This is a genomic window from Bradyrhizobium sp. Ce-3 (genome assembly GCF_022835695.1).
Lineage (GTDB): Bacteria > Pseudomonadota > Alphaproteobacteria > Rhizobiales > Xanthobacteraceae > Bradyrhizobium.
Genome location: NZ_BQUV01000001.1, coordinates 1,217,039 through 1,242,959, shown reverse-complemented (window position 1 = coordinate 1,242,959; position 25,921 = coordinate 1,217,039). Strand labels below are relative to the sequence as shown.

The window sequence follows — 25,921 nt, the reverse complement described above, 5'->3', positions numbered from 1 at the left end:
ATCCAGCCGTCACGAAAGATCCTGCGTCAGCGCGGCGCCGATCTGCTCCAGCGCCCAATCGACCTGATCGGTTGTGATCACCAGTGGCGGGGCGATCCGGATGGTGTGGTCATGGGTGTCCTTGGCGAGGATGCCCTTCTCGCGCAGCGCCTCGCAATAGCGGCGCGCAGGACCGGCCTCAGGATGAAGCTCGACCGCGAGCATCAGCCCGCGTCCACGGACCTCGCGGACGATGTTGGCGCGCATGCTCCGCAATCCCTCGACGAAGTGCGCGCCTTCGACGGCTGCGTTCTCGATCATGTCTTCGTCGACCAGCACGCGGAGTGCAGCGCGCGCGACCGCGCAGGCGAGCGGATTGCCGCCGAAGGTCGAGCCGTGCTGGCCGGGCTTCAGCGTGCCGAGCACCTCGTTGTTGGAGAGCACCGCCGAGACCGGATAGAAGCCGCCGGACAGCGCCTTGCCGAGCAGCGTGACGTCGGCCTCGATGCCTTCGTGCTGCTCCGCCAGCAGCTTGCCGGTGCGGCCGAGCCCGGTCTGGATCTCGTCGAGCACCAGCATGATGTTGTGGCGCGTGCAGAGCGCGCGGACTTCAGTGAAATAGCCCGCGGGTGGAATGACGACGCCGGCCTCGCCCTGGATCGGCTCGACCAGGAAGGCAACGGTGTTCGGCGTGATCGCATCCGCCAGCGCCCTGGCGTCGCCGAACGGGATGATCCTGAAGCCCGGCGCGAACGGGCCGAAATGCGCGCGGGTGTCCGGGTCGGTGCTGAAGCCGACGATTGCAAGCGTGCGCCCGTGGAAATTGTCGGCGCAGACGATGATCTCGGCCGCACCGTCAGGCACGCCCTTGACCTCGTAGCCCCATTTGCGCACCGACTTGATGGCGCTCTCGACCGCCTCCGCGCCGCTGTTCATCGGTAGCACCTTGTGCGATCCGGTCAGCTCGGCGAGTTCCTCGTAGAACGGGGCGAGCTGGTCGTTGTGGAAGGCCCGCGAGGTCAGCGTCAGCCGGCCGGCCTGCGCCACCATGGCGGCGAGGATCTTTGGATGACAATGGCCCTGATTGACCGCCGAATAGGCCGACAGGCAATCGAGGTAGCGTTTGCCGTCGGTATCCCAAACCCAGACGCCTTCGCCGCGCGACAGCACGACGCCGAGCGGCGCGTAGTTCTGAGCGCCAAATTGCGCTTCCCTTGCGATGAAATCGGTGACTGGCGGACGCATGGTTCGTCACTCCAGTTGTGTCGGCACCAACGTTGCCGTCCTGCACATTATCACTGATTTGGGTATCGGCCCGCGCGGCTTAAAGGATTGCTGTGGACCAAATTCGGTCCATTGTGGCGGCGCGGCGCTACGAATCCTGGTCGCGGTGCGCGATCTCGAGCGTGACCAGCCGGGCGAGCAGTGTCGCCGGATAGAGCTGTCCGAAGATCGCCTCGACATTGCACAGGCTGCGCGCAATCGGGTGCAGCGGCGCGACGTCGCCATAGCCTGTCGTCGTCAGCGTCGCGAAGGAGAAATAGATCAGCTGGCTCGCGAGCGTCGGGCGATCCTCGACCTTCATGCCTGCGAATGCGTTCGGCACCAGCGTGCCGATGAAGGTGTAGAGCGACGAGAAGATCACCGCCACCGTGAGATAGAGCAGGACCGCGCCGATCACCCGGTGATAGGTGACGCGTCCCGGCGCGAAGGTCGCGCGTGCGACCGTCACCGCCATGGTGAGGCCGACCAAAAGCCAGGAGCCGGCGAACAAATTGAGGTCGAGGATCGAGGGCGAGCGCAGCCGCAGGATCGCGCCGGTCACGATCATCACAAGCGCCACCAGCATGGTGACGACGGCAACCGCGCTGCCCGACATTATGAACACGCCGCCGACCAGAAACAGGGCGAGCAGCAGCTCGAACACCTGGAACTCGAACAGGCCAAGCGCCTGCAGCGGCGCCACCACGAACATCATGACCAGCAGCAGCACGGTCAGCACCGTCAGCAGCGAATCGCCCCAGCGCTCGCGCAATTGCTCCGTGGTCATCGGATCACGCGCCGCGCCGGCATGGCACGCTGAGGAAGCCACGGAAGCGCACCCGACCGCCGCGCACTGGCTCGCCATCGAGTAGATAGTTCGGGAAGCGCTTGAGGAAACGCGAGATCGCGACGGCGCCTTCGAGGCGGGCCAGCGCCATCCCGGCGCATTGATGCGCGCCGGTGCCGAAGGCGAGGTGGCGGTTCGGCGTACGCGCGACGTCGAAGCCTTCAGGGTCGGGGAATTGCGCGGGGTCGCGGTTGGCGGCGCCGATGCACAGCGTGACCAGCGTGCCGGGCGGCAGCTTGATGCCGCCGAGCTCGGTCTCTTCCACGATCATGCGGTTGCCGAGCTGGTTCGAGCTTTCGTAGCGCAGCATCTCCTCGACCGCGGTCTTGATCAGCTCGGGCTGCGCGATCAACCGCTGCTTCTGCTCGGGGTGCTGGTTGAGCGTCACCAGCCCGTTGCCGATCAGATTGGTCGTGGTCTCGTGGCCGGCATTGAGCAGGAAGATGCAATTGTGCAGCAATTCCTTCGCGGTGAGGCGTTCGCCATTGTCTTCACCCTGGATCAGCCGGGTCAGCACGTCGCGTTCGGGATTGCCCGGCCTGGCGCGGCGGCGGTCGACGAGGGTTTCGAGATAGGCGAGAAAATCCTTCACCGCGTTGTTGCCGCGGTCGAACGCCTCCTTGCCGATCACCGGCTCCAGCGCGCCGAGAATCGCCAGCGACCAGTCGCGCAGCGGCTCGCGCTCGTCGTGCGGTACGTCGAGCAGATTGCCGATCACCTCGACCGGGATCGCGGAGGCGAAGTCGCCGATCAGCTCGAAGCGGTCTTTCGTGGCGATCCGGTCGAGCAGGCTGTCGACCAGCGCAATCAGGTCCGGCTCCATGCCGGCGATCGCCCGCGGCGACAACGCGCCCATGATCAGCCGCCGCACGCGGGTATGCGCCGGTGGATCGTTGAACACGAGGCTGGTCGTGTGGTGCTCGTAGAGCAGCGAGTCGCCGTATTTCGGCAAGAACTCCTTCTTCTTGTCGGAGGAGAACGCCTTGGTGTTCTTGTAGGCGGCGATCAGGTCGTCGTAACGGGTGAGGAAGTAGCAGCCGTTGGGCAACCGCTTGACCGGTGCGTGCTCGCGCAGCGCGCGATAGGTCGGGTAGGGGTTGGCGTAGAACTCCGGCGTCAGCTTTTCCAGGTCGAAGCCGTCAGCCAGCTCTCGCGCGTGCCCGGTCATGGCGAATCCAGCCCAATTGGTTTCATTTGCAACTATCGTAAGCCGCGGGCGGCGTCCGCGCAACATCATTTGCGGCGATCGGGAACGGCCCGCCGCACGCCGCGCGATGCGAGTAAATCGCAGAGCCATATGCGGTATTGCGCTTTGATGAAGCGCACGCGCCCCTCTACAGTCGCGGCCAAACAAGAGAGAGCCGGAAACGCCAATGCATGCCCGTGCCGAGACCGCGGCCTCCTGGCCGGAGGAGATCTTTTCGATATTGCAGCGCTTCGAGGTGCGCCAGGTGCCCTACGTGCCGGACGCCGGGCATTCCGAGCTGATCGAGCGCGTGCTTGGTTCGTCCTCGATGCGCGGTATTGCGCTGACCACCGAGGAGGAGGGCGTGGCGCTGCTCGCGGGCGCCTGGGCCGGCGGCCAGCGCGGCGTGCTGCTGATGCAGTCGAGCGGCGTCGGCAATTGCATCAACATGCTGTCGCTGGTGCAGATCTTCCGCCTGCCGTTCCTGACGCTGGTGACGATGCGCGGCGAATGGGGCGAGTTCAATCCCTGGCAGGTGCCGATGGGCTCGAACACCCAGGGCATTCTCGAATTGTCGGGGATCAAGGTGCTGCGCGCCTCGCACCCTGGCGAGGTTCGCGAAGTCGTCGAAGCCGGCGCGGCGCAAGCCTACAACGCCTGCACGCCAACCGCCGTGCTGCTGTCGCAGCGCCTGATCGGGGCAAAGGTTTTCACCAAATGAGCAAAGCCAATCTCCTCGACCGCCGCGCCGTGGTGTCCGAGCTGCTGCGGGATCGCAAGGGCGCCTTCGCCGTCGGCGGTCTCGGCGCCTCGACCTATGACATCGCCGCCGCCGGCGACCACGACCGCAATTTCTATCTCTGGGGCGGCATGGGCGGCGCGGTGATGATCGGGCTCGGCCTCGCGCTGGCCCAGCCGGCGCTCCCGGTCGTCGTGATCACCGGCGACGGCGAGATGCTGATGGGGATGGGGAGCCTCGCGACCGTTGGCCTGCAGCAGCCCAAAAACCTGGCGATCATCGTGCTGGACAACGAAGCCTATGGCGAAACGGGCGGCCAGGCCAGCCACACCGGTGGAACCGCCGACCTCGTCGGTGTTGCCAAAGCCTGCGGAATCTCCGATAGCCGGGCGATCTCCACGATGGCCGAGGTCGAAGCTTTTGCTTCGTCTTTGCAAGATGTTACGGCGGGGCCGCGGTTCGCCAGCGCGAAGATCGACGGGACCAATCTGGAGCGCGTGCTGTCCAGCCGCGACGGCACTTACCTCGTGAATCGGATCCGAGGGTCGATCGGCCACACTCCAATTTAAAGTGGCTTTCGCGGTGCAATAGAACCTTGACTTTTGGTAAAGTGAGTGATTACTCACGACCCAAATGTCTACCTTACGCATGACGAGTGACTTGCGGCGTCAGTTGATCCTGAGCGCGGCAAAGCGGTGTTTCGCCCGCAACGGCTTTGCCGGCACCACGACAAAGAGCGTGGCGGCCGCGGCTGCCATTTCGGAAGGTCTGCTGTTCAAGCACTTCCCGTCCAAGGCGGCGCTCTATGCCGAGATCCTTGCCGAGGAGTGCGAGGCGGATCCCGATCTCGCGCATCTGCTCGGCCAGGAGCCCTCGACCGCGACGCTGGTCGAACTGGTGGAAGGCATGGTCGGCCACTTCATGCGGCTGCGCGACGCGCCGGACCAGGAAGAGGCGCAGCGGATGCGGCTGATGGTGACGAGCCATCTCGACGACGGCGAGTTTGCGCGCCTGCTCTACGACAAGGTCGGCAAGCTGATCGGCCCGACCTTCGCCGCCTCGCTCGACCGGGCGATCGCCGCCGGCGAAGCGACCCGGATCGGCGACGAGCCTCTCAACCTGTTCTGGTTTGCGCACCACACCGTGCTTATGGGTGCGCTGACGCAGCTGCCTGCGACACCTTGTCTCCCCTATGGGGATGCCACCGCGGCCGAACGGCAGCTCTGCCAGTTCATTCTTCGCGGCATCGGACTTACCGAAGCCGCAATTTCAACTCATTTGGGCCGCCAGCCGTCGCCGAGCGCAGGACCGTCGGTAACTGCAGAAAGTGCATGACATGAACATTCAGACCGAAAGTCACATCTCCGGCCAACCGATCAAAGAGAAGCAAGCCAAGCGCCCCGTCCGCATGGTGCGCTGGTTCATCATCGTAGGCTTGTTGCTGGCCCTGCTGGTCGGCGCGCTGGTCGGCTTCAACGCCTTCCGCAGCCATATGATCGCGCAGTTCTTCGCCAACAATAAGCCGCCGCCGTCCAACGTCTCGGCGGTCGAGGCGAAGACCGAAGTGATTCCGAACCTCTTGACCGCGGTCGGCGATCTCGTCGCCGTGCACCAGGTCAACGTCACGACCGACGTGCCGGGCCGCATCACCGAGATCCAGTTCACCGCCGGCAGCCATGTGAAGGCAGGGACGCCGCTGGTGCAGCTGTTCGACGCTCCGGAGCAGGGCGACCTCGCCAACTACAAGGCGCAGGCGATCGTGGGCGAGCAGCAGCTCGACCGCGCCAAGCAGCTCGCGTCACGCCAGTTCGGGCCGCAGTCGACCGTCGATACGGCGCAGGCGACCTACGACCAGGCCAAGGCCGGCATTGCCAAGACCGAAGCGCTGATCTCGCAGAAGCTGGTGCGCGCGCCGTTCGAAGGCGATCTCGGCGTTCGCCAGGTCGAAGTCGGCCAGTATCTGACCGCCGGCACCCAGATCGTGTCGCTGACCGACCTGTCGGTGCTGTACGCCAACATGACCGTGACCGAGAAGCAGAGCTCGCAGATCAAGGTCGGCCAGGCCGTGCGGATTGCGGTCGACGCCTATCCGGGCCGCACCTTCGACGGCAAGATCACGACCATCGAGCCGCAGATCGCGACCGACACCCGCAATATCCGGGTGCAGGCCACGATCCAGAATCCGGACAGCATCCTCAAGCCCGGCATGTTCGCGACCGCCACGATCGTGCTGCCCGCGAAGCCGCCGGTCGTGACCATTCCGGAAACCGCGGTCGACTACACGCTGTACGGCGACTCCGTGTTCCTGATCACCGAGAAGAAGGGCGAGGACGGCAAGACCACCCTGACCGCCGACCGCACCTTCGTGAAGACCGGCAACCGCGTCGAAGGCCGCGTCGAGATCCTCAAGGGTCTGAAGGCCGGGGACAAGGTCGTCGCCGTCGGCCAGATCAAGCTGCAGTCGGGCATGGCGGTCGTGATCTCGACCGATCCGCCGCCGCCGGTACCGGCCGAGCCGCCGCGCTACTGATCCCGATCATCTGAACCCGGAGGGCCCGACGGCCCTCCGCCACTTGCGCCGGAAATCGGCAGACAACACGAATCGAGTTGGCGATGGCCTTCACTGATATTTTCATCAAGCGCCCGGTGCTGTCGGTCGTCGTCAGCCTGCTGATCCTGCTGATCGGCTTGCGCGCGGCGATGGTGCTGCCGATCCGGCAATATCCGAATCTCTCGAACACCGTCGTGACGATCACGACATCCTATCCCGGCGCGTCGCCGGAGCTGATCAACGGCTTCATCACCACGCCGATCGAGCAGGCGGTCGCGTCGGCCGAGGGCGTCGACTATATGACCTCGAACTCGGTGCTCGGCACTTCGACGATCCAGGTCTACGTCAAGCTCAATCACGATCCGAACCAGGCGCTGACTGAAGTGCTGGCCAAGGTCAACTCGGTCAAATACCTGATCCCGAAGGAAGCCTTCGACCCGGTCGTGAGCAAGGCGACCGGTGACACCATCGCCGTGATGTATCTCGGCTTCTCCAGCGAGGAGCTCACGGGCTCTGCGATCTCGGACTATCTGACCCGCGTCGTGCAGCCGGTGCTCTCGACGGTCGACGGCGTCGCATCTGCCGACATTCTCGGCGGCCAGACCTTCGCGATGCGCGTCTGGCTCGATCCGACCCGGATGGCCGGACGCGGCGTGTCGCCGAACGACGTTGCGGCAGCGATCGCTGCCAACAACTTCCAGGCGGCCGCCGGCCAGACCAAGGGCTTCTTCATCGTCTCCAACGTCTCGGCCAACACCGATCTTCAGAACATCGATCAGTTCAAGCGAATGATCGTGAAGGCGAAGGACGGCGGCTTCGTGCGCATCGAGGACATCGCGACGGTGGAGCTCGCGGCGCAGTCGACCGACGCCAGCGTCGCCTTCAACGGCGAGCACGCGATCTTCATCGGCATCAAGGCGACGCCGCAGGGCAACCCGCTGAGCCTGGTGAAAGGCGTGCGCGCGCTGTTCCCGGACCTCGAGCGTAACCTGCCGCCGTCGATGAAGATGAAGGTGGCCTACGATTCCACCAAGTTCATCCAATCGTCGATCGACGAGGTCGAGAAGACGCTCACCGAAGCGGTCCTGATCGTCGTCGTCGTGATCTTCCTGTTCCTGGCGTCGTTCCGCTCCGTGATCATTCCCGTGGTCACCATTCCGCTGTCGCTGGTCGGCGTCTGCATCCTGATGCTGGCCGCGGGCTTCAGCTTCAACCTTTTGACGCTGCTGGCGATGGTGCTGGCGATCGGCCTCGTGGTCGACGACGCCATCGTGGTGGTGGAGAACATCCATCGACATCTCGAGGAGGGCCTGCCACCGGTGCAGGCATCGCTGAAGGGTGCACGCGAGATCGTCGGCCCCGTCGTCTCCATGACGATCACGCTGGCGGCGGTGTACGCGCCGATCGGCTTCCTCGGCGGCGTGACCGGCACGCTGTTCCGCGAATTCGCCTTCACGCTGGCCGGCTCGGTGATCGTGTCGGGCGTGATCGCGCTGACGTTGTCGCCGATGATGTGCTCGGTGTTCCTCAAGAGCGCGGAAGAGGGGCGTTTCGCCAAGCTTGTTAGCCGCGTGTTCGGTGCGATGACCCGCGGCTACGGCCGCCTGCTCGACCGTTCGCTCGACTACCGCCCGATCACGGCGCTGTTCGCCCTGACCATCCTCGGCCTGGTCGGCTTCCTCTATATGCACATCCAGAAGGAGCTGGCGCCGCAGGAAGACCAGGGCATCGTGTTTGCGATCACCAAGGCACCGAAATACGCCAACATCGACTACATCGATTACTACGGCGACAAGATGGACAAGGAGTTCCAGAAGTTTCCCGAGACCGACCTGCGGTTCATCCTGAACGGCATCACCGGTCCGCAGGGCGGCTTCGCCGGCGCGCTGTTGAAGCCGTGGGATGAGCGCAAGCGTACCGCGCAGCAGCTGCAGCCGCTGATGCAGGCCGAGCTGTCGAAGCTTGAAGGCATCAGCGCGTTCGCGTTCAGCCTGCCGCCGCTGCCCGGCGGCCCCGGCGGTCTGCCGGTGCAGATGGTGATCTCGTCGACGGCCGGATTCCAGCAGGTTTTCGACGAGATGAACAAGCTGAAGGCAGCCGCGCGCAAGAGCGGCCTGTTCATCGTCACCGATAGCGACCTCGACTTCAACCAGCCGGTGGTCCGGGTGAAGGTCGATCGCTCCAAGGCCAGCGACCTCGGCATCACCATGCAGTCGATCGGCGGCGCGCTGGCGACGCTGCTCGGCGGCAACTATGTCAACCGCTTCAACCTGGAAGGGCGCTCCTATCAGGTGATCCCGCAGGTGCCGCGCGCCAGCCGGCTCGCGCCCGAAGCGTTCAACGATTACTACGTCCCGACTGCGACCGGGCAGCTGGTGCGGCTGTCGACCGTGGTGACGGTCGAGACCGGCGTCGATCCGAACGCGCTGACCCACTACAACCAGCTCAACTCGTCGACCTTCCAGGCCGTGCCGATGCCCGGCGTCTCGATGGGACAGGCGGTGGACTTCCTGACGGGCGAAGCCAAGAAGCTGCCGACCGGCTTCAGCTACGACTTCCTGGCCGACTCCCGGCAGTACGTCCATGAAGGCAACCAGCTGCTGGTCACCTTCGCGTTCGCCATCATCATCATCTTCCTGGTGCTGGCGGCGCAGTTCGAGAGCCTGCGCGATCCGTTCGTGATCATGATCTCGGTGCCGATGGCGATCGTCGGCGCCCTGATCCCGCTGTTCTTCGGCGTCGCCACCATGAACATCTACACCCAGGTGGGCTTGCTGACGCTGGTCGGACTGATCACCAAGCACGGCATCCTGATGGTGGAGTTCGCCAACGAGCTGCAGCTCAACGAGGGACTCGACCGCCGTTCGGCGATCGAGATGTCGGCCCGGATTCGTCTGCGTCCGATCCTGATGACGACGGCGGCCATGGTCACCGGCCTGCTGCCGCTGCTCACCGCCTCGGGCGCCGGCGCCGCCAGCCGCTTCTCGATCGGGCTCGTCGTCGTCACCGGCATGACGATCGGTACGCTGTTCACGCTGTTCGTGCTGCCGATGGTCTACACGGTGATCGCGACCGACCACCAGGCCGCGGCCCGTTCGGACCGTGCCAAGCAGATTGCCGACTACGAACTCGAAGGCCGCGGCGGCGCATTGAAACCGACCTGAGCCCTCCAAGCTCATGCTCGCAGGGAAGGCGGCACTGGCGAAAGCCACTGCCGCCTTTTCTTTGTCTCGTGATAGCCTCACCGCAAAGATCGGGAGGAGACAGCCATGGCGAGCGAGTTTGCGGCGGGCAATTACCGGTTCATTCCGGCGGTGTTCCAATATTCCAGCGGCGCCCAGGCGAACGCCGGCTACGAGATCGAGCGGGTCCGCTTCGACCGCCTGCTGCCGCTCGCTGAAGGTTTTGCGCGGATTGCGGCCTACATCAAGGACGCCGGCCGGCCGCTGACCGCGTTCTGCGCCTGCGAATTGCGGTCGCCGGCTGCCTTCACCGAGGACGGCTTCCGCGCCTTCAACCAGCACTACGTCAAGACGCTCGCCGAATGGGGCCTGTTCGACGGCACCACCAACCCGGTGGCGCGCAGCAATGTCTGTCCCGAGATCGATCCGCCGGCCGAGCCGTCATTCTACGCGTTCTCGTTCACGCGGCCGAGCACGAGCACCTCGCCGTCCTTCGTGATCGCGGGCGGCGCGGAGGCGCGCAGCGGCACTGCCAGCTATCCCGACCGCATCGTCTGCTATCGCGATCTCAGCCCCGGCGCGTGGCGGGAGAAGGTCCGCTTCACTGCCGGCGAGATGGAGCGCCGTCTTGCCGAGTTCAGCTTCGGCTGGGAGGCGACGACCGCGGTGCAGGCCTACACCGTGCACGACATCCATCCCGTGCTCGCCGACGAGCTGGTCCGCCGCGGCGCCACGCGCCCCGGCCTGAGCTGGCACTTCTGCCGTCCGCCGGTGGTCGATCTCGAATACGAGATGGATTGCAGGAGGGTGTTGCGGGAGGTGGTGGTTTAGGGCGAGTAATCTGAGGCGCGCACTGCTAGTGCCGTCGGTGGCCGTCGACCCTTCGAGACGCGCGTTCCGCGCTCCTCAGGGTGACGGGGGAGAATGGCGCTCGCCGCGGCAGGGCGGCGAACGGCATCACCGTGCCTTCGGATCGAGCGCGTCGCGCAGGCCGTCGCCGACCAGATTGAACGACAGCACGACCAGGAAGATCGCAAACCCCGGCCAGATCGCCATCCATGGCGCGCTGGTCAGGAAACGCTGCGCGGCGTTGAGCATGCTGCCCCAGGACGGCGACGGCGGCTGCTGGCCGAGGCCGAGGAACGACAGCGCAGCTTCGGCGATGATCGCGGCCGCGATCGACAGCGTCGCCTGCACCAGCAGCGCCGGCAGGATGTTGGGCAGGATGTGAACCAGCGCGATACGCCAGCGCGGATTGCCCATGGCGCGCGCCGCCTCGACATAATCCTCGACCTTGACGCCCATCACCTGACCGCGGGTCAGGCGGATGAAGATCGGGGTCGCCGAGACGCCGATCGCGATCATCGCATTGCTGAGGCTGGGTCCGAGGAATGCCGCGAGCGCGATCGCCAGGATCAGGAACGGGCAGGCCAGCATCGCATCTGTGATGCGGCTGATCAGCGCGTCGATGAAGCCGCCGCGATAGCCGGCGACGAGGCCGAGCGGCACGCCGATCGCAAGCGCGATGCCGACCGAGATCACGCCGGCAAGCAGCGAGGCGCGGGCGCCGAACACGACGCGCGCGAGCACGTCGCGGCCGAGCTCGTCGGTGCCGAACCAGTGCTGCAGCGACGGCGCCTTGCGCACCAGCGACCAGCTGGTCGCGACCGGATCATAGGGCACGATCAGCGGCGCGAACACGGCGAGCAGGATGAAGAGCGCGATCACGGCAAGCCCGAGCACGGCGCCCTTGCGCCGGATCAGCCGCCGTAAGGCACGCCGCGCCGGGCTCTCCAGGGTTTCGGCGACGGCAAGCGGTGCGAGCGGGCTGAGTGCAGCGTCGGTCATCCGGTCAGCCCCTCAGCCGCGGGTTGACCAGGATGTAGGCGATGTCGGCGATCAGATTGAGCGTGATGTAGATCGTCGCCGTGGTCAGGACCACGCCCTGCACCACCGCGTAGTCGCGGTTGAACACGGCATCGACGATCAGCTTGCCGAAGCCCGGGATCGAGAAGATCTGCTCGGTGAGAACCGCGCCCGACAGCAGCGTGCCGAGCTCGAGCGCGCCGAGCGTGATGATCGGCGTCAGCGCGTTGCGCATCGCATGCTTGAGGATCACCGTGCGCTCGGACAGGCCCTTCGCCCGCGCGGTGCGGACATAGTCGCTTTCCAGCACCTGCAGCATCGCACTTCTTGTATGCCGCATCAGGATTGCCGCGATCGCATTGCCGAGCACGAAGGCGGGCATCACGGATGCGGCGAGGCTGGCGCGCCAGTTTTCGCTGAGCGGCACGTAGCCGGAGGCCGGCAGCCAGCCGAGTTCGACGGAGAACAGGAAGATCAGCATGATGCCGAGCCAGAAATTCGGCGTCGAGATCCCCCACAGCGCGAATAAGTTGGCGCCATAGTCCCACGCCGTGCCGGTCTTCACCGCCGAGATGATGCCGGCGGGGATGCCGATCAGGAAGGCGACCACGATCGCCATGCCGGCGATCTGCATCGTGACCGGCAGCTTCTGAGCGATCAGGCTCGACACCGGCATCTTGTTGCGCAGGGACTCGCCGAGGTCGCCCGTGAGCACGCCCTTGACCCAATAGGCATATTGCACCGGGATCGGCTGATCCAGATGGTATTGCTGGCGGATCTGTTCGATCACGGCCGGATCGCGCTCCTCGCCGGCCATCACGAGTGCCGGATCGCCGGGCAGCAGATGTTGCAGCGAGAAGATCAGCAGCGAGACGAAGAACAGCGTCGGGACCAGCTGAACCAGCCGCTTGGCGAGGAAGTTCAGCATGGTCGGCCCCGCGTGTCCTGCGCTGTGGCGATCATTTCAATTTCAGCCCGACCACGCGCACCAATCCATCCGGCATCTGCCGGTAGCCCTCGACCTTGGTGGAGTGCGCGATCAGCAGTGTGCGGTGATAGATGTAGATGATCGGCTCGTCATTGAGCACGATCCTCGTCATCTTCTCGTAGATCGCCTTGCGCTGGGCGGGATCGTTGATCAGCCGCGCATCTTCCATCAGCTTGTCGGCTTCCGGGTTGGAATAGCCGCCGTCGTTCTGCGGCGCCTTGGTGTGCAGGAAGACATAGGAATTGCCGTCAGGATCGATCCGGCCGCTCCAGTTGATCTGGAACACCTGAAATTCGCCGGCCTGGGCCTGCTTGAACGTCGTCGCAAATTCGACCACGCGGATCTTGATGTCGAAGCCCGCTTCGGCCGCCATCGACTGCACGACCTGGGCCACGGCTTCGTTCTCGGCGCCTTTGGGGACCATGTAATCGATGGCAACGGGCAGCGTGACGCCGGCCTCCTTCAGCAGCGCCTTGGCCTTGGCAATGTCGCGGCCCCGAACCGGAAACGCCTTCTGATAATAAGGATGCGTCGGGCTGACCCATTGATTGCCCGGCGTGAACTCGCCGTTGAAGACGACCTGGTTGAGCGCCTCGCGATCGATCGACAGATCTAGCGCCTGCCGCACCTTCTCCGATTGGCTGAGCGGGCCCTTGCCCTTGTCGTTGGCGATGTTGATGGTGAGGCCGAGATAACCGAGTTCAGGTGCGGTCGACAGCACCAGGCGCTTGTCGGCGCGGACGTCCTTGATGTCGGTGGCGAGCACGCGCTCGATCAGATCGAGCCCGCCGGATTTCAGATTGGCGAGCCGCACCGTGGCGTCGACGATCGGGAGGAACACGATGCGATCGATGAAGACGTTGTCCTTGTTCCAGTAATCCGCAAACTTCTCGAACACCATGCGGTCCTGCTGCACGCGTTCGACGAATTTGTACGGGCCGGCGCAGACCGGATGCAGCCCGAATTTGTCGCCGGCTTCCTTCACCGCCTTCGGCGAGACCATCATGCCGGCGCGGTCGGTCAACTGGGCGATCAGCGGCGAGTAGGGCGTCTTGAGCACCAGCTTGATGGTCAGGGGATCGACGACGTCGACATGGTCGAGCGCGGCCAATTCCGGCTTGCGAAACGAGGTCGGCAGCGTCAGATGGCGCTCCAGCGAGAATTTGGCGGCTTCGGCGTCGAACGGTTCACCGTCGTGGAACTTGACGCCCGGCCGGAGCTTGATGATCATCTCCTTGCCGTCGGCCGAATTCTCGTAGGACAGCGCGAGCTGCGGGACGATGTTCAGCTTCTCGTCGATGTCGAACAGCTTGTCGCAGAACGCCGAAAACACGATGCGGCCGACATAGGTGCGCCCGATTGAAGGATCGAGGATGTCGGGGTCCTCGGCGAGCCCGATGCGAAGCGTCGTCTCGGCACGCGCGCTCGCTCCGCACCAGGCCACGAGGGCCGCCATCAGGACCGCCAAGCGCCAAAATCTCATCGCAAACCCCTTATTCCCTACGCCTCTGTTCCCTGTGAAATAACCCCGGGTCACCCCGAGGCTTCCGCCGCATTGAACGCCGCCACCAGCTTTTCCAGCGTCGGCGAGAAGGCGCCATCGGACGGCACGATCGCCTCCGCGCCGGGCAGATCACCCGTCCGGTGACAGGCCGTTGCATATCCGGTGCCATCTTCGCGCAATTGCGGCACTTCGCTGCGGCAGCGCGCAATCACATAGGGGCAGCGGGTATGGAAGCGGCAGCCGGAAGGCGGATTGAGCGCGCTCGGCAGCTCGCCCTCCAGCACGATGCGGCTGCGCCTGGCGCGCGGCTTCGGCACCGGGATCGCCGACAGCAGCGCGCGGCTATAGGGATGGCGCGGGGCGGCGAACAGCGCTTGTGCATCCGCGCTCTCGACGATGGTGCCGAGATTCATCACAGCGACGCGGTCGGCGATGTGCTTCACCACGGCGAGATCGTGCGAGACGAAGATGTAGGCGAGCTTCAACCGGTCCTGCAGGTCGCGCAGCAGATTCAGGATCTGCGAACGGATCGAGACGTCGAGCGCCGACACCGGCTCGTCGCAGATGATCAGCTTCGGTTCGACCGCGAGCGCACGGGCAATGGCGATGCGCTGGCGCTGGCCGCCGGAGAATTCGTGCGGATAGCGGCGTGCAAAGCGCGGCTCGAGCCCGACCAGGCGCAACAACTCCTCGACCCGGGCACGGCGGTCCGCGGCCGGGACGAGATCATGCAGCGCCAGCGGCTCGGTCAGGATCTGGCTCACCGTCATGCGCGGGTTGAGCGAGGCGTAGGGGTCCTGGAAGATCAGCTGCGCGTCGCGGCGGAATGCGCGCAATTGCCCGGCATTGAGCGCGCCGAGGTCACGGCCTTCGAAGCGGATACGGCCGGCGTCCGGCTCGATCAGCCGCAGCACCAGGCGGCTGACGGTGGATTTGCCGCAGCCGGATTCGCCGACCAGCGCCAGCGTCTTGCCGGCCTCGACCGTGAAGCTGACGCCGTCGACCGCCTTCACATGGGCGGTCGGCCGTCCGAACAGCGAGCGTTCGGCGACGAAATGCTTCACCAGCCCTTCGACTTCGAGCAGCGCGGTCATGACACCAGCTGCTCCAGCGGCGCGCGAATGCAGCGCGAGGCGTGGGTTGCGCTCAGCATCGCCAGCGGCGGCGGTGATCTTGTGCAGGCATCCTCCACGAACGGACAGCGCGCGGCGAAGCGGCAGCCCGCGGGCGGGTTCGCCATGTTCGGCACCATGCCCTCGATGGTGGCGAGATGGCTGGTGCGGCGGTCGAGCCGCGGGATCGAGCCGAGCAGGCCGACCGTGTAGGGATGCTGCGGACTGGCAAACAGCTCGTCGACCGGCGCGCGTTCGACGATCTCACCCGCATACATCACCGCGACCTCGTCGCAGACCTCGGCAACGACGCCGAGATCGTGGGTGATCAGGATGATCGCCGCACCACTCGCGGCCTTCAGCTCGCGCATCAGGTCGAGGATCTGGGCCTGCAGGGTGACGTCGAGCGCGGTGGTCGGCTCGTCGGCGATCAGGAGCTGCGGATCGCAGGCCAGCGCCATCGCGATCATCACGCGCTGGCGCATGCCGCCGGACAGCTTGTGCGGATATTCGTCGATGCGCTTCTCGGGCGAGGGGATGTGGACGCGGCGCAACAGCTCGATGGTGCGCTCGCGCGCTGCGCGGCGGGAGCCGCCACGGTGGCGCAATATCGTCTCGGTAATCTGGTCGCCGATGGTGAAGCTCGGGTTGAGCGAGGTCATCGGTTCCTGGAAGATCATGGCGAGCCGATTGCCGCGCAGGTCGCGCAGTGTCGCATCCGGCACCTCGAGCAGGTCGAAGCCATCGAAGCGGATCGCGCCGGACACCGCGGCGGACTGCTTTGGCAGCAGCCCCATGATCGCGAGCGAGGTCACGCTCTTGCCGCAACCGGACTCGCCGACCAGGCCGAGCGTGGCGCCGTTGGCGACGGAAAGATCGACGCTGTCGACGGCATGCGTAATGCGGCCGTCGTCGCCGTGGAATGTGACGCGCAGGCCCTCGATCTCGATCAGCGGGCCGGCGGTCATTCGCGGCTCCTGGTTGCAGCTGCGATACCGGCCTCGATCCTGGAGCGGTCGCTGGTTCCGGCCGGGTTGTCCCGGGTCGGCATGAAATTCCGGAACGGCACCCAGTGCTCGCGGCTGACCGCTTCAAGCCGCTCCAGCTCGCGCAAGGGATCGGTGTGGTCGTCGACCCGCAGGTCGAGCAACGGCCATTGCTCGGTGCCGTGGATCAGAAGTGCCGCCGATTGCTTGCCGCGCTTGTCGCCGCCGGCCGCTTCGCCGGCGAACATCGCCTTGATCAGCCGCTCCGCGAACGGCAGCTTCTCGCTTGCGGCATAGACGCGCGCGGTCTCGTCGAGCACATCAGGTCCCGCCAGCATATTGCCGGCGATCGAGAAGCCGTCGCCCGCGATATGACCGAACCAGTCGATGCAGTCCTTGCCGGAATGCGCCGCGATCCGGCCCTTGGCGTCCATGACGTGCACCTGCCGGCTCTCACGGCCGCTATCGGGCGCCAGCAGCGCTGCGATCGCGTCATGCGGGCTGGTACCGTCGCGCAGCAGCGCGAGGCCGTCGATGCCGTAATAGGGATTGACCAGTGCCTGCGTCGCAATCGCGCCGATCCCGGGTGCAATGTGCGGCACCAGCGCGCCGACCGCGAAGAACCGCGTCGCGACGGCGATGCCGAGCTGGCCGGTGGCGCTGTCGCGGGCGATGATCGACCAGGTCATCCCAAACCTCTAGCGCCCCGCGGCGTAGCCCTGCATGCCGCGCGGATTGGCGGCGGCACGGCGGCGGGGACCGACTTTCGAGGCTGCGGTGAGGCGGCCTTCCGACCAATCGGGGCCGATCTCGACCACATGGCCACGGCGCTTCAATTCGTCGATGGTGGATTTCGGAATGCGGTTTTCCAGCACCAGCACGCCGGGGCGCGAGGTGCGCGGCCAGAACGAGATCGGGAAATGCTCGGAGTGCCAGGCCGGCGCGTCGATCGCCTCCTGCAAATTGAGCTTGGCGTGGACATGGCGCAGGAAGAATTGCGTGATCCACTGGTCCTGCTGGTCGCCGCCGGGCGAGCCCCAGGCGAGATACGGCTCGCCGTCGCGCAGCGCCATGGTCGGCGACAGCGTGGTGCGCGGCCGCTTGCCCGGCGCCAGCGAGGCAGGGTGGTTCTCCTCCAGCCAGAACATCTGGGCGCGGCTGCCGAGGCAGAAGCCGAGCTCGGGAATGACAGGCGAGGATTGCAGCCAGCCGCCGGACGGCGTCGCCGAGATCATGTTGCCGGCCTTGTCGATGATGTCGAAATGCACGGTGTCGCCACGCACCTCGCCGAACCGGCCGACGGTCGGTTCGCCGGCGCCCATGGCGCCGACCGCCTCGCGATGCCCTTCGGCGTGGCGCAATTTGACGACGCCGCCGAAGCCTTCGAGCGAGCCGGGGCGGAAGTCGAGCGAGGCCTTGTCTTTCGAGATCAACTTGCGGCGTTCGTTGTTATAGGCGTCGGACAGCAGCGTCTCGATCGGGATCTCGGTGAACTTGGGATCGCCGTAGAACGTCTCGCGATCGGCATAAGCGAGCTTGGCGGCTTCGATCTGCAGATGGATGAAGTCGGGGCCCGCGGGATCGAGCCCGTCGAGTTCAAAACCCTTCAGCAGCGCGAGCTGCTGCAGCATCACCGGGCCCTGGCTCCAGACGCCGCACTTCTGCACCGCGTAGCGGCCGTAATCATAAGTCAGTGGCGCCTCTGTTGTCGGCTGCCAGCGCGCCATGTCGTCGGCCGACAGCACGCCGCGATGCGGCGATCCGGAGACGTCCATCACCTCCTGGGTGCGGCAGAACTTGTCGATCGCCTCGGCGACGAAGCCCTTGGACCAAGCCTGCCGCGCGCGCTCGATCTGCGCCACGCGGTCACTGCCCGCGCTCTCCGCCTCGTTGAGGATGCGCGTGTAGGTCTCCGCGAGCTTCTTGTTGGTGAAGATGGTGCCCGGCTTCGGCACCTCGCCATTGGGCAGATAGACCTCGGCCGATGTGCTCCAGTATTTCCGGAACAGCTGCTCGACGGTCTTGATGGTGGCGGAGGCGCGCTCGACCAGCGGATGGCCGTTGCGGGCATAGCCGATCGCCGGCTCCAGCACGTCGCGCAGCTTCAACGTGCCGTAGTCGCGCAGCAGCAGCATCCAGGTTTCGAACGTGCCGGGCACGCAGGCGGCGAGCAGACCGGTGCCGGGCACCATCTCGAGGCCCTCGCTGCGGTAATGCGCGATCGTCGCCTTCGCCGGCGCCGGGCCCTGGCCGCAGATCACTTCGGTTTTGCCGCGCTTGGCGTCGTGCACGATGATCGGAACGTCGCCGCCGGGGCCGTTCAGGTGCGGTTCGACCACTTGCAACGTGAATGCCGCCGCAACGCCGGCGTCGAAGGCGTTGCCGCCCTTCTCCAGCGCCGCCATGCCGACCGCGGTCGCGATCCAATGGGTCGAGGTGACGACGCCGAAGGTGCCTTCGATCTCGGGCCGGGTTGTGAACGGATCGGGGTTGACGTTGCTCATGGCGGTTGACCGTTTATCGGTTTGTCGTTGGGTTTCTTTGCGCGCGCACTTGATCACAGCCGGGCTGGCATGCCAACCGCCTGGTGCACATGGCCGCTCCCATCCGCGTGATCATGCCGGAACGGCGGCGGCAGGGCTGTTGACGGCGTGGCAGGCGACGCCATCGATCAGTTCCGGCGTCTTCTCGCGGCACAGATCGAAGGCGAGCGGACAGCGCGGGTTGAACGAGCAGCCCCGCGGCGGATCGATCGGGTTGGGAATCTCGCCCTTGACCGGGATGCGCTGGCGGCCGGACATCGCAAGGTCCGGAACCGCGCCGAGCAGCATCCTGGTGTAGGGCATCCGCGGGTTCTCGAACAGTTTCCGGCCCTCGGCGATCTCGACGATGCGGCCGAGATACATCACGCCGATCCGGCTCGCCATGTGGCGGACCACAGCGAGATTATGGCTGATGAACAGATAGGTCAGGCCGAACTTGTCCTGCAAATCGCGCATCAGATTGAGGATCTGCGCCTGCACCGAGACGTCGAGCGCCGAGGTCGGCTCGTCGCAGACGATGAACTCGGCTTCGGACGCCAACGCGCGGGCGATCGCGATGCGCTGGCGCTGGCCGCCGGAAAATTCGTGCGGGAATTTCTGGCCGTCGTCGGGGTGCAGGCCGACCAGCGAGAGCAATTCGCCGACCCGGGCCTTGATGTCGCGCTCGCCCTGGATCAGGTCGAAGGCGCGGATCGGCTCGGCGACGATCGCGGCGACGCGGTAGCGCGGATTGAGGCTGGCATAGGGATCCTGGAAAACCATCTGGATGCGCCGGCGCAGCCGGCGCCGCGCCTGGCCCTGCCGCGGATCGGTCATTGAGACGCCGTCGATGACGACTTCGCCCGAGCTCGGCGGCAGCAGGCCGACGACCATGCGCGCCACCGTGGTCTTGCCGGAACCGGATTCGCCGACCAGCGCAAAGGTCTCGCCGCGCTTGATGTCGAAAGAGACGCCGTCGACGGCTTTGAGATACTCGAGATGGCCGCCCTCGATCACACGGTTGAGCCACGGTTTCGAGACGTCGAAGACGCGGCGCAGATTCCTGACCTCGATCAATGTCCCGCTCATGCCGCCGTTTCCTTCGCCGGCTCGAACAGATGGCAGGCGACGGATTGGTCTCCTTGCCGGATCGGCTCGGGGCGCTCGACGCGGCAGCGATCGAAGACAAACGCGCAGCGCGGATTGAACGGGCAGCCCGGCGGGATCGCCGACAGCCGCGGCATCGCGCCCGGTATCTGCACCAGGCGCTTGTCCTCGCCCGCGAGCGTCGGGATCGCGCCCATCAGGCCCTTGGCATAGGGATGCAAGGGATTGCGAACCACCTCCTGCACCGGTCCGATCTCGGCGATGCGGCCGGAATACATCACCGCGACGCGGTCGCAGGTCTCGGCGATCACGCCCATGTCGTGGGTCACCAGCATCACGGCGGTGCCGTGGTCGCGGCCGAGTCGCTTGATCAGCGCGATGATCTGCGCCTGCACCGAGACGTCGAGCGCGGTGGTCGGCTCGTCGGCGATGATCAGCTCGGGCTCGGCGCAGATCGCAAGCGCAATGACGACGCGCTGGCGCATGCCGCCGGAGAATTCGTGCGGGTAGCCGTCGATGCGCTTTTCGGGCGCGGGGATGCCGACCTCGGCCAGCAGGTCGATGGCGCGCCGGCGCGCGGCGCTTTCGCTCAGATTGCTGTGGGTGCGGATGGTCTCGACGATCTGGTCGCCGATCCGGTAGAGCGGGTTGAGGCTGGTCAGCGGATCCTGGAAGATCATGCCGATCCGCTTGCCCCTGACGCGGCGGATCTCCTCCGGCGGAAGGTGGTCGATCCTTGTGCCCGACAGTTCGATCTCGCCGCTCGAGATGCGGCCGGGCGGATCGATCAGCCCGATCACGGCAAGGCCGGTGACCGATTTGCCGGCGCCGGATTCGCCGACCACGCCGAGCACCTCGCCCTTGGCGATATCGAACGACACGCCGTTGATGGCACGCAAGGTGGCGCGGCGGGTGACGAATTCCACCTCGAGATTGCGCACGGAGAGGACAGGCTTTGTCATCGGAGCTTTGGGTTGAGCGCGTCGCGCAGCCAGTCGCCGAGCAGGTTGATGGAAAGGATCAGGCCGGCCAGTGCAATGCCCGGGAAGGCGACGATCCACCATTCGCCGGCGAACAGATAATTGTTGCCGATCCGGATCAGGGTGCCGAGCGAGGGCATGGTGTCGGGCATGCCGGCGCCGAGGAACGACAGCGTCGCCTCGGTGATGATGGCGAGCGCGAGGTTGATGGTGGCGATCACGAGGATCGGGCCCATCGTGTTCGGCAGCACGTGGCGGAACATGATCTTCGGCGCCGGCAGGCCGATCAGCTGCGCCGCCGCCACATAATCCTTGTTCTTCTCGACCATGACCGAGCCGCGCACGGTGCGGGCATATTGCACCCAGAAACTGAGGCCGATCGCGATCACGAGCACGCCCAGCGTGCTCATCTCGTCGAGCCTGTTGCCGAGCAGCGATTTGGCGACGCCGTTGACCAGCAGCGCGATCAGGATCGCCGGGAAGGTGAGCTGTACGTCGGCGATCCGCATGATCACGGTGTCGATCACGCCGCCGAAGTAGCCGGCGACCAGCCCGAGCGCGATCCCGAGCGCGCCGGCGAACACCACGCCGGCAATGCCGACCGCAAGCGAGATGCGCAGGCCGTAGAGGATCGCCGAGAGCACGTCGCGGCCCTGCTCGTCGGTGCCGAGCAGGAACGGGCTCTGGCCGTCGGCGGTCCACAGCGGCGCGATCCGCGAGTTCATCAGTTGCAACTGCGCCGGATCGAACGGGTTCTGCACCGCAAGCCACGACGCTGATATCGCCAGCAGGAAGAACAGCAGCGTGATCGCGGCGGCGACCATCGTCAGCCTGGAGCGGCGGAACGAATAGAAGATGTCGCTATCGAGCGCGCGCCTGAACCAGCCGGCAGGTGCCCGGTGGTCTTCGGCGCGATGGGGGACGACGGCGTCGGACATCGGTCGGCCCCTCACGCCGCGCGGCCGACGGTCGAGCGCAAGCGCGGATCGACCACGGTGTAGAGGATGTCGACCACGAGATTGATGGTGACGAAGATCAACGAGACCATCAGGAGATACGCGGCCATGATCGGGATATCGACGTTCTGCACGGCCTGCACGAAGAGAAGTCCCATGCCCGGCCATTGGAACACGGTTTCGGTGATGATCGAGAATGCAATAACCGAGCCAAACTGCAGGCCGGCCACCGTGATCACGGGAACCAGCGTGTTCTTCAGCGCGTGGCCGAAATGGATCGCGCGCGTGGTCAGCCCGCGGGCGCGGGCGAAGCGGATATAGTCGGTGCGCAGCACCTCCAGCATCTCGGCGCGCACCAGCCGCATGATCAGGGTCATCTGGAACAGTCCGAGCGTGATCGCCGGCATGATGATCGCCTTCCAGCCGGAGACGGTCAGCAGCCCGGTCGACCACCAGCCGAGCTTCACCACCTCGCCGCGGCCGAAGGAGGGCAGCCACCCCAGGGTCACTGCGAACAGGTAGATCAGGAGGATGCCGATCAGGAAGGTCGGCAGCGAAATGCCGATCAGCGATATCGCCTGGAATAATCTGGCGAGCACGGTGTCGCGGCGCAGCGCCGAATAGACCCCCATCAGGATGCCGGCCACCATCGCAAAGATGGTGGCGACGATCGCAAGCTCCAGCGTCGCCGGCATGCGCTCCGCCAGCAGCGAGGAGACCGGCAGGCGGAACTGGTAGGATACGCCGAACTTGAACTGCAGCGCATTGATGAAGTAGCGGCCGAACTGCACCAGCACGGGATCGTCGAGGCCGAGCGAGTGCCGGATCTCGGCGCGCTGCGCGGCCGAGGTGTCGATCGAGACGATCTGGTTGACCGGATCGCCGGCGAAGCGGAACATCGCGAACGCAATGACGCCGACGGCGAGCATGACGCCGATCGCCTGCAGGAAACGGCGAAGAGTGAAAGCGAGCATCTCTACCTTTCACTGCTTTTGAGATTTGGCGCGCGGCTTTGCGCGACCGGAAAACGCGAGGTCCCGGAAGCTTGCGCTTCCGGGACCCAATTCGCTGGCGCCGCTACTCACCCTCTTTGGTCGCCCAGTACAGCAGCACCTGGTTGTCCGCGCGCTGGGTCAATTTGACCTTTTTCGATACGCCCCACACCAGCGGCTGCTGGTGCAGCGGAATGTAGCCGTAGTCCTTGATGACGATTTCGTAGGCCTGCTTGATCAGCTGATCGCGCTTGGCGGTGTCGCTCTCGACCAGCACCTTGTCGGTCAGCGCGTCGACTTCCTTGTTGCAATAGCCGCCGAGATTGGCCTCGCCCCGGGTCGAATCCTTCGGATCGTCGCGGCAGCCGAGGATGTCGTGCAGCACGTTGTGCGAGTCTGACGTCGCCGGGGTCCAGCCCAGCATGAAGAACGAGGTCTGGTAGCCACCGGGCTTCAGCACCTTGCCGAAATACTGTGCCTTCGGCTGCGCCAAGAGGTTCACCTTGACGCCGATGCGGGCCAGCATGCCGACCACCGCCTGGCAGATCGCGGCGTCGTTGACATAGCGGTCGTTCGGGCAATCCATCGTGACTTCGAAGCCGTTCGGATAGCCGGCCTCGGCCAGGAGCTTCTTGGCGCTTTCCGGATCGGGCTTCGGCCGGGTGAACTCCTTCGACAGCGGGTAGAGCTCGGGGGCGATCATCAGGGCCGAGGGCGTCGACATGCCGCGCATCACGCGGGTCTTGATCAGATCGACGTCGATCGTCTTGTAGAAGGCTTCGCGGACCTTGATGTCCTTGAACGGATTCTTGCCCTTGATGTTGGAGTACAGCAGCTCGTCGCGCGCCATATCCATGCCGATGAAGATGGTGCGGATCTCCGGCGCGGTCATCACGGTGGCGACGCCGCTGGAATTGACCCGCTGGATGTCCTGCAGCGGAACCGGTTCGATGACGTCGACCTCGCCCGAGAGCAGTGCGGCGACGCGGGTGGCGTCGGAGCCGATCGGGGTGAAGATGATCTCCTTGAGATTATGCTCCACCTTGCGCCAGTAGCCCGGGAAAGCCTTGAACACGGTCTTCACGCCGGGCTGATGGCTCTCGATCGTGAAGGGGCCGGTGCCGTTCTCGTGCAGCGCCGCGTAGCTCGGCGTGGTCGCCGAGGCCGGCGTCGGTGCGACGGAGTTGTTCTCCTCGCACCACTTCTTGTCCATGATGTACCAGCTATCCCATTGCGAGGTCAGGATGGGATTGGGCGAGTCCAGCGTCACGTCGACGGTGTAGTCGTCGACCTTGGTGAACTTGGCGTCGGCCGGGACGTTGCTGAGGAAATTGGAGCCCTTGGCGCGGACGCGGTCGGCGGAGAACAGCACGTCGTCGGCGGTGAAGGGATCGCCATTGTGGAATTTGACGCCCTTGCGCAGGTGGAAGCGCCATTTGGTCGGGCTCAGCGTCTCCCAGCTTTCCGCCAGTGCCGGGATGATCTTGAGGTCCTTGTCGCGCGCGGTGAGGCCCTCGTAGACGTGGGCGTGGTGCGCGATCGTCGTGGTTTCCTTCAGGGTGTACGGATCGAGCGACTTCAGCTCGCCCTGATTGGCATATTTCAGCGTCTGGGCCGATGCCGGCAAGGCAACGGCGACCAGCGCGACGGCAGCCGCCGCAAACAAACTCCAACGTACCGACATGTGATCCCGCGTCCCCGTTTTTGTCCGCCGGCTGCTTTGTCCGGCTGGTATTATTGATGCATGTTGCCAGAGTTTGCCGGCCGCGCAAGCGCGATTTCCCAAAGGGTTAACCTGCTCGCGCGGGTGCAGCGCAATGGCTGGGATTCGAGAGTAAGCGGCCGGCGCGAACGCGTGACATTCGACTTTCGGAGTGCTGGCTGTCGGGCACAGGAATGATCACCGGCGCGCCCCGCTTATGCCGATCGCTCCGAAGCAGTTTGGTTGACCATAACGGATGATTGAGGCCGACTGCACCCGGGGGCGGGTGGGGCCGACTTGCGCAACGTACCCCGTCGCGGCGATACTGAGCCGGCGAAGGCGCATTTGAGGAGGCGGATATGAAAGTCAACGTCGAGATAGATTGTACGCCCCTCGAAGCGCGGCAGTTCTTCGGCCTGCCCGACGTGGGGCCGATGCAGACCGCCGTCATGGACAAGCTGCAGCAGCAGATGACGTCGAACATCGACAAGATTTCACCGGAATCGCTGATGCAGAGCTGGTTCACCTTCGATCCCAAGCTCGCCGAGCGCTTCCAGGACATGTTCGTGGCGATGGCCGGCTTCGGCGGCTCGAGCAAGAAGAAATAGTGGCCGCCATGGACAGGAGCGTTGATGGGACCGAACGCCGGTTGCGCCCGCCCAGCCTGTTCCTGATGCTGGCGGAAGCGCGCGGCGTGCTCGAGCTGAATTCGAGCCTGCTGCTGTCGCCTTTGCTGATGCAGGCGCCGAAGGGCGACGGTCATCCGGTGCTGGCGCTGCCGGGTTTCCTCGCCAGCGACCTGTCGATGGCGCCGATGCGGCGTTATCTGAAGGAGCTCGGCTACGACGCCTATGCCTGGAACATGGGCCGCAATTTCGGCGGGATTTCCAGCCGGCGGGCTGCGCTGCGCGACCTGCTGAAGCGGGTCCATGAGGCGACCGGACGCAAGGTCTCGATCATCGGCTGGAGCCTCGGCGGCGTCTATGCGCGCGACCTGGCATCGCAGATGCCGGAGCTGGTGCGCTCCATCATCACGCTCGGCAGCCCGTTCGCCGACGACATCCGCGCCACCAACGCGACCCGGCTGTACGAGCTGCTGTCCGGCGAGGCGGTCGGCGATATCCCGGAGATTCGCGCCGCGATCGCCGGCGACATGCCGGTGCCGGCAACCTCGATCTATTCCCGCACCGACGGCATCGTGAACTGGCGGACCTCGCGGCTGCGGCCGTCGGCGACTGCCGAGAACATCGAGGTGCATTTCGCCAGCCATATCGGCCTCGGCGTCAACCCCGCGGCGCTATGGGCGATCGCCGACCGGCTGGCGCAGCCGGAAGGCGAGTTCCGGCATTTTGACCGCTCGGGCCCCTTTGCCATTGCCTACGGGCCGGCAGAACAGGCACTATCCTAAACCAGACGACGAGAAGCGCCGCCAAGGCGCCCGCGTGAGTTGGCTCTCGGG

General features: G+C 65.4%; 23 protein-coding genes. 8 read left to right on the top strand and 15 right to left on the bottom strand.

The genetic code is table 11. From position 1 onward, the window contains the following. Nucleotides 1–9: 9 nt before the first annotated feature. The 3 genes from rocD to BRSPCE3_RS05635 all read right to left on the bottom strand — a co-directional run bounded on the left by rocD (nt 10) and on the right by BRSPCE3_RS05635 (nt 3,257). On the bottom strand, nt 10–1,224 hold the full coding sequence (gene rocD / locus BRSPCE3_RS05645; protein WP_244064733.1) for an ornithine--oxo-acid transaminase: 1,215 nt from the start codon (nt 1,222–1,224) through the stop codon (nt 10–12). A gap of 127 nt (nt 1,225–1,351) precedes the next feature. Next, nucleotides 1,352–2,029: a potassium channel family protein gene (locus BRSPCE3_RS05640; RefSeq protein ID WP_244064732.1), complete on the bottom strand. Its 678-nt coding sequence runs from the start codon at nt 2,027–2,029 to the stop codon at nt 1,352–1,354. 4 nt (nt 2,030–2,033) lie between these two features. Next, nucleotides 2,034–3,257 (bottom strand): cytochrome P450, encoded by a 1,224-nt coding sequence (locus BRSPCE3_RS05635; RefSeq protein ID WP_244064731.1) that lies wholly within the window; start codon nt 3,255–3,257, stop codon nt 2,034–2,036. A gap of 205 nt (nt 3,258–3,462) precedes the next feature. Between BRSPCE3_RS05635 and BRSPCE3_RS05630 the strand changes: the two genes are divergently transcribed. From BRSPCE3_RS05630 to BRSPCE3_RS05605, 6 genes are all read left to right on the top strand, one after another. Further along, nucleotides 3,463–3,996 (top strand): thiamine pyrophosphate-binding protein, encoded by a 534-nt coding sequence (locus BRSPCE3_RS05630; RefSeq protein WP_244064730.1) that lies wholly within the window; start codon nt 3,463–3,465, stop codon nt 3,994–3,996. After that, nucleotides 3,993–4,583 carry a thiamine pyrophosphate-dependent enzyme gene (locus BRSPCE3_RS05625; protein ID WP_244064728.1) on the top strand — a complete coding sequence of 197 codons (591 nt, stop codon included), beginning with the start codon at nt 3,993–3,995 and terminating at the stop codon, nt 4,581–4,583. The genes BRSPCE3_RS05630 and BRSPCE3_RS05625 overlap by 4 nt, the downstream gene beginning before the upstream one ends. 64 nt (nt 4,584–4,647) lie before the next feature. After that, nucleotides 4,648–5,349, top strand: a complete 702-nt coding sequence (locus BRSPCE3_RS05620; RefSeq protein WP_244064726.1) for a TetR/AcrR family transcriptional regulator — start codon at nt 4,648–4,650, stop codon at nt 5,347–5,349. Nucleotide 5,350: 1 nt separating this feature from the next. Continuing rightward, nucleotides 5,351–6,544 (top strand): efflux RND transporter periplasmic adaptor subunit, encoded by a 1,194-nt coding sequence (locus tag BRSPCE3_RS05615; protein ID WP_244064724.1) that lies wholly within the window; start codon nt 5,351–5,353, stop codon nt 6,542–6,544. A gap of 83 nt (nt 6,545–6,627) precedes the next feature. Beyond that, complete coding sequence (locus BRSPCE3_RS05610) at nt 6,628–9,729, top strand: multidrug efflux RND transporter permease subunit (RefSeq protein ID WP_244064723.1); 3,102 nt, start codon at nt 6,628–6,630, stop codon at nt 9,727–9,729. A gap of 105 nt (nt 9,730–9,834) precedes the next feature. Then, nucleotides 9,835–10,578 carry a hypothetical protein gene (locus tag BRSPCE3_RS05605; protein ID WP_244064722.1) on the top strand — a complete coding sequence of 248 codons (744 nt, stop codon included), beginning with the start codon at nt 9,835–9,837 and terminating at the stop codon, nt 10,576–10,578. A gap of 126 nt (nt 10,579–10,704) precedes the next feature. Here the strand turns inward: BRSPCE3_RS05605 and BRSPCE3_RS05600 are convergent, their stop codons facing one another. The 12 genes from BRSPCE3_RS05600 to BRSPCE3_RS05545 form a co-directional block, all read right to left on the bottom strand. Further along, a complete protein-coding gene (locus BRSPCE3_RS05600; protein WP_244064721.1) occupies nt 10,705–11,595 on the bottom strand; it encodes an ABC transporter permease in 891 nt (296 codons plus the stop codon). A gap of 4 nt (nt 11,596–11,599) precedes the next feature. Further along, nucleotides 11,600–12,541 (bottom strand): ABC transporter permease, encoded by a 942-nt coding sequence (locus tag BRSPCE3_RS05595; protein WP_244064720.1) that lies wholly within the window; start codon nt 12,539–12,541, stop codon nt 11,600–11,602. Nucleotides 12,542–12,572: 31 nt separating this feature from the next. Then, a complete protein-coding gene (locus BRSPCE3_RS05590) occupies nt 12,573–14,084 on the bottom strand; it encodes an ABC transporter substrate-binding protein (RefSeq protein ID WP_244064718.1) in 1,512 nt (503 codons plus the stop codon). Nucleotides 14,085–14,134: 50 nt separating this feature from the next. Then, entirely contained in the window at nt 14,135–15,199 is a 1,065-nt protein-coding gene (locus BRSPCE3_RS05585; protein ID WP_244064717.1) for an ABC transporter ATP-binding protein, read from the bottom strand. Next, the gene (locus BRSPCE3_RS05580) at nt 15,196–16,185 is read right to left on the bottom strand and encodes an ABC transporter ATP-binding protein (RefSeq protein ID WP_244064715.1); all 990 of its coding nucleotides are present in this window, start codon (nt 16,183–16,185) and stop codon (nt 15,196–15,198) included. The genes BRSPCE3_RS05585 and BRSPCE3_RS05580 overlap by 4 nt, the downstream gene beginning before the upstream one ends. Next, nucleotides 16,182–16,892, bottom strand: a complete 711-nt coding sequence (locus BRSPCE3_RS05575; RefSeq protein WP_244064713.1) for a DUF1028 domain-containing protein — start codon at nt 16,890–16,892, stop codon at nt 16,182–16,184. Before BRSPCE3_RS05575 ends, BRSPCE3_RS05580 begins: the two co-directional genes overlap by 4 nt. 9 nt (nt 16,893–16,901) lie before the next feature. Next, nucleotides 16,902–18,707 carry a gamma-glutamyltransferase family protein gene (locus BRSPCE3_RS05570; protein WP_244064711.1) on the bottom strand — a complete coding sequence of 602 codons (1,806 nt, stop codon included), beginning with the start codon at nt 18,705–18,707 and terminating at the stop codon, nt 16,902–16,904. Nucleotides 18,708–18,818: 111 nt separating this feature from the next. Next, nucleotides 18,819–19,814: an ABC transporter ATP-binding protein gene (locus BRSPCE3_RS05565; protein WP_244064709.1), complete on the bottom strand. Its 996-nt coding sequence runs from the start codon at nt 19,812–19,814 to the stop codon at nt 18,819–18,821. After that, nucleotides 19,811–20,794: an ABC transporter ATP-binding protein gene (locus BRSPCE3_RS05560; protein ID WP_244064708.1), complete on the bottom strand. Its 984-nt coding sequence runs from the start codon at nt 20,792–20,794 to the stop codon at nt 19,811–19,813. Before BRSPCE3_RS05560 ends, BRSPCE3_RS05565 begins: the two co-directional genes overlap by 4 nt. Continuing rightward, nucleotides 20,791–21,750, bottom strand: a complete 960-nt coding sequence (locus BRSPCE3_RS05555; protein WP_244064707.1) for an ABC transporter permease — start codon at nt 21,748–21,750, stop codon at nt 20,791–20,793. Before BRSPCE3_RS05555 ends, BRSPCE3_RS05560 begins: the two co-directional genes overlap by 4 nt. A gap of 11 nt (nt 21,751–21,761) precedes the next feature. Beyond that, complete coding sequence (locus BRSPCE3_RS05550) at nt 21,762–22,742, bottom strand: ABC transporter permease (RefSeq protein WP_244064706.1); 981 nt, start codon at nt 22,740–22,742, stop codon at nt 21,762–21,764. Between the two features lie 103 nt (nt 22,743–22,845). After that, entirely contained in the window at nt 22,846–24,444 is a 1,599-nt protein-coding gene (locus BRSPCE3_RS05545) for an ABC transporter substrate-binding protein (protein ID WP_244064705.1), read from the bottom strand. Nucleotides 24,445–24,821: 377 nt separating this feature from the next. Between BRSPCE3_RS05545 and BRSPCE3_RS05540 the strand changes: the two genes are divergently transcribed. Together BRSPCE3_RS05540 and BRSPCE3_RS05535 are read left to right on the top strand one after the other, a co-directional pair. Next, complete coding sequence (locus tag BRSPCE3_RS05540; protein ID WP_244064704.1) at nt 24,822–25,070, top strand: DUF6489 family protein; 249 nt, start codon at nt 24,822–24,824, stop codon at nt 25,068–25,070. A gap of 8 nt (nt 25,071–25,078) precedes the next feature. Further along, nucleotides 25,079–25,870 (top strand): alpha/beta hydrolase, encoded by a 792-nt coding sequence (locus tag BRSPCE3_RS05535; protein WP_244064703.1) that lies wholly within the window; start codon nt 25,079–25,081, stop codon nt 25,868–25,870. Nucleotides 25,871–25,921: the final 51 nt, after the last annotated feature.

Coding starts and splice junctions, on each gene's coding strand:
- rocD (WP_244064733.1), bottom strand. CDS start 1,224: ATGCGTCCGCCAGTCACCGATTTCATCGCAAGGGAAGCGCAATTTGGC.
- BRSPCE3_RS05640 (WP_244064732.1), bottom strand. CDS start 2,029: ATGACCACGGAGCAATTGCGCGAGCGCTGGGGCGATTCGCTGCTGACG.
- BRSPCE3_RS05635 (WP_244064731.1), bottom strand. CDS start 3,257: ATGACCGGGCACGCGCGAGAGCTGGCTGACGGCTTCGACCTGGAAAAG.
- BRSPCE3_RS05630 (WP_244064730.1), top strand. CDS start 3,463: ATGCATGCCCGTGCCGAGACCGCGGCCTCCTGGCCGGAGGAGATCTTT.
- BRSPCE3_RS05625 (WP_244064728.1), top strand. CDS start 3,993: ATGAGCAAAGCCAATCTCCTCGACCGCCGCGCCGTGGTGTCCGAGCTG.
- BRSPCE3_RS05620 (WP_244064726.1), top strand. CDS start 4,648: ATGTCTACCTTACGCATGACGAGTGACTTGCGGCGTCAGTTGATCCTG.
- BRSPCE3_RS05615 (WP_244064724.1), top strand. CDS start 5,351: ATGAACATTCAGACCGAAAGTCACATCTCCGGCCAACCGATCAAAGAG.
- BRSPCE3_RS05610 (WP_244064723.1), top strand. CDS start 6,628: ATGGCCTTCACTGATATTTTCATCAAGCGCCCGGTGCTGTCGGTCGTC.
- BRSPCE3_RS05605 (WP_244064722.1), top strand. CDS start 9,835: ATGGCGAGCGAGTTTGCGGCGGGCAATTACCGGTTCATTCCGGCGGTG.
- BRSPCE3_RS05600 (WP_244064721.1), bottom strand. CDS start 11,595: ATGACCGACGCTGCACTCAGCCCGCTCGCACCGCTTGCCGTCGCCGAA.
- BRSPCE3_RS05595 (WP_244064720.1), bottom strand. CDS start 12,541: ATGCTGAACTTCCTCGCCAAGCGGCTGGTTCAGCTGGTCCCGACGCTG.
- BRSPCE3_RS05590 (WP_244064718.1), bottom strand. CDS start 14,084: ATGAGATTTTGGCGCTTGGCGGTCCTGATGGCGGCCCTCGTGGCCTGG.
- BRSPCE3_RS05585 (WP_244064717.1), bottom strand. CDS start 15,199: ATGACCGCGCTGCTCGAAGTCGAAGGGCTGGTGAAGCATTTCGTCGCC.
- BRSPCE3_RS05580 (WP_244064715.1), bottom strand. CDS start 16,185: ATGACCGCCGGCCCGCTGATCGAGATCGAGGGCCTGCGCGTCACATTC.
- BRSPCE3_RS05575 (WP_244064713.1), bottom strand. CDS start 16,892: ATGACCTGGTCGATCATCGCCCGCGACAGCGCCACCGGCCAGCTCGGC.
- BRSPCE3_RS05570 (WP_244064711.1), bottom strand. CDS start 18,707: ATGAGCAACGTCAACCCCGATCCGTTCACAACCCGGCCCGAGATCGAA.
- BRSPCE3_RS05565 (WP_244064709.1), bottom strand. CDS start 19,814: ATGAGCGGGACATTGATCGAGGTCAGGAATCTGCGCCGCGTCTTCGAC.
- BRSPCE3_RS05560 (WP_244064708.1), bottom strand. CDS start 20,794: ATGACAAAGCCTGTCCTCTCCGTGCGCAATCTCGAGGTGGAATTCGTC.
- BRSPCE3_RS05555 (WP_244064707.1), bottom strand. CDS start 21,750: ATGTCCGACGCCGTCGTCCCCCATCGCGCCGAAGACCACCGGGCACCT.
- BRSPCE3_RS05550 (WP_244064706.1), bottom strand. CDS start 22,742: ATGCTCGCTTTCACTCTTCGCCGTTTCCTGCAGGCGATCGGCGTCATG.
- BRSPCE3_RS05545 (WP_244064705.1), bottom strand. CDS start 24,444: ATGTCGGTACGTTGGAGTTTGTTTGCGGCGGCTGCCGTCGCGCTGGTC.
- BRSPCE3_RS05540 (WP_244064704.1), top strand. CDS start 24,822: ATGAAAGTCAACGTCGAGATAGATTGTACGCCCCTCGAAGCGCGGCAG.
- BRSPCE3_RS05535 (WP_244064703.1), top strand. CDS start 25,079: ATGGACAGGAGCGTTGATGGGACCGAACGCCGGTTGCGCCCGCCCAGC.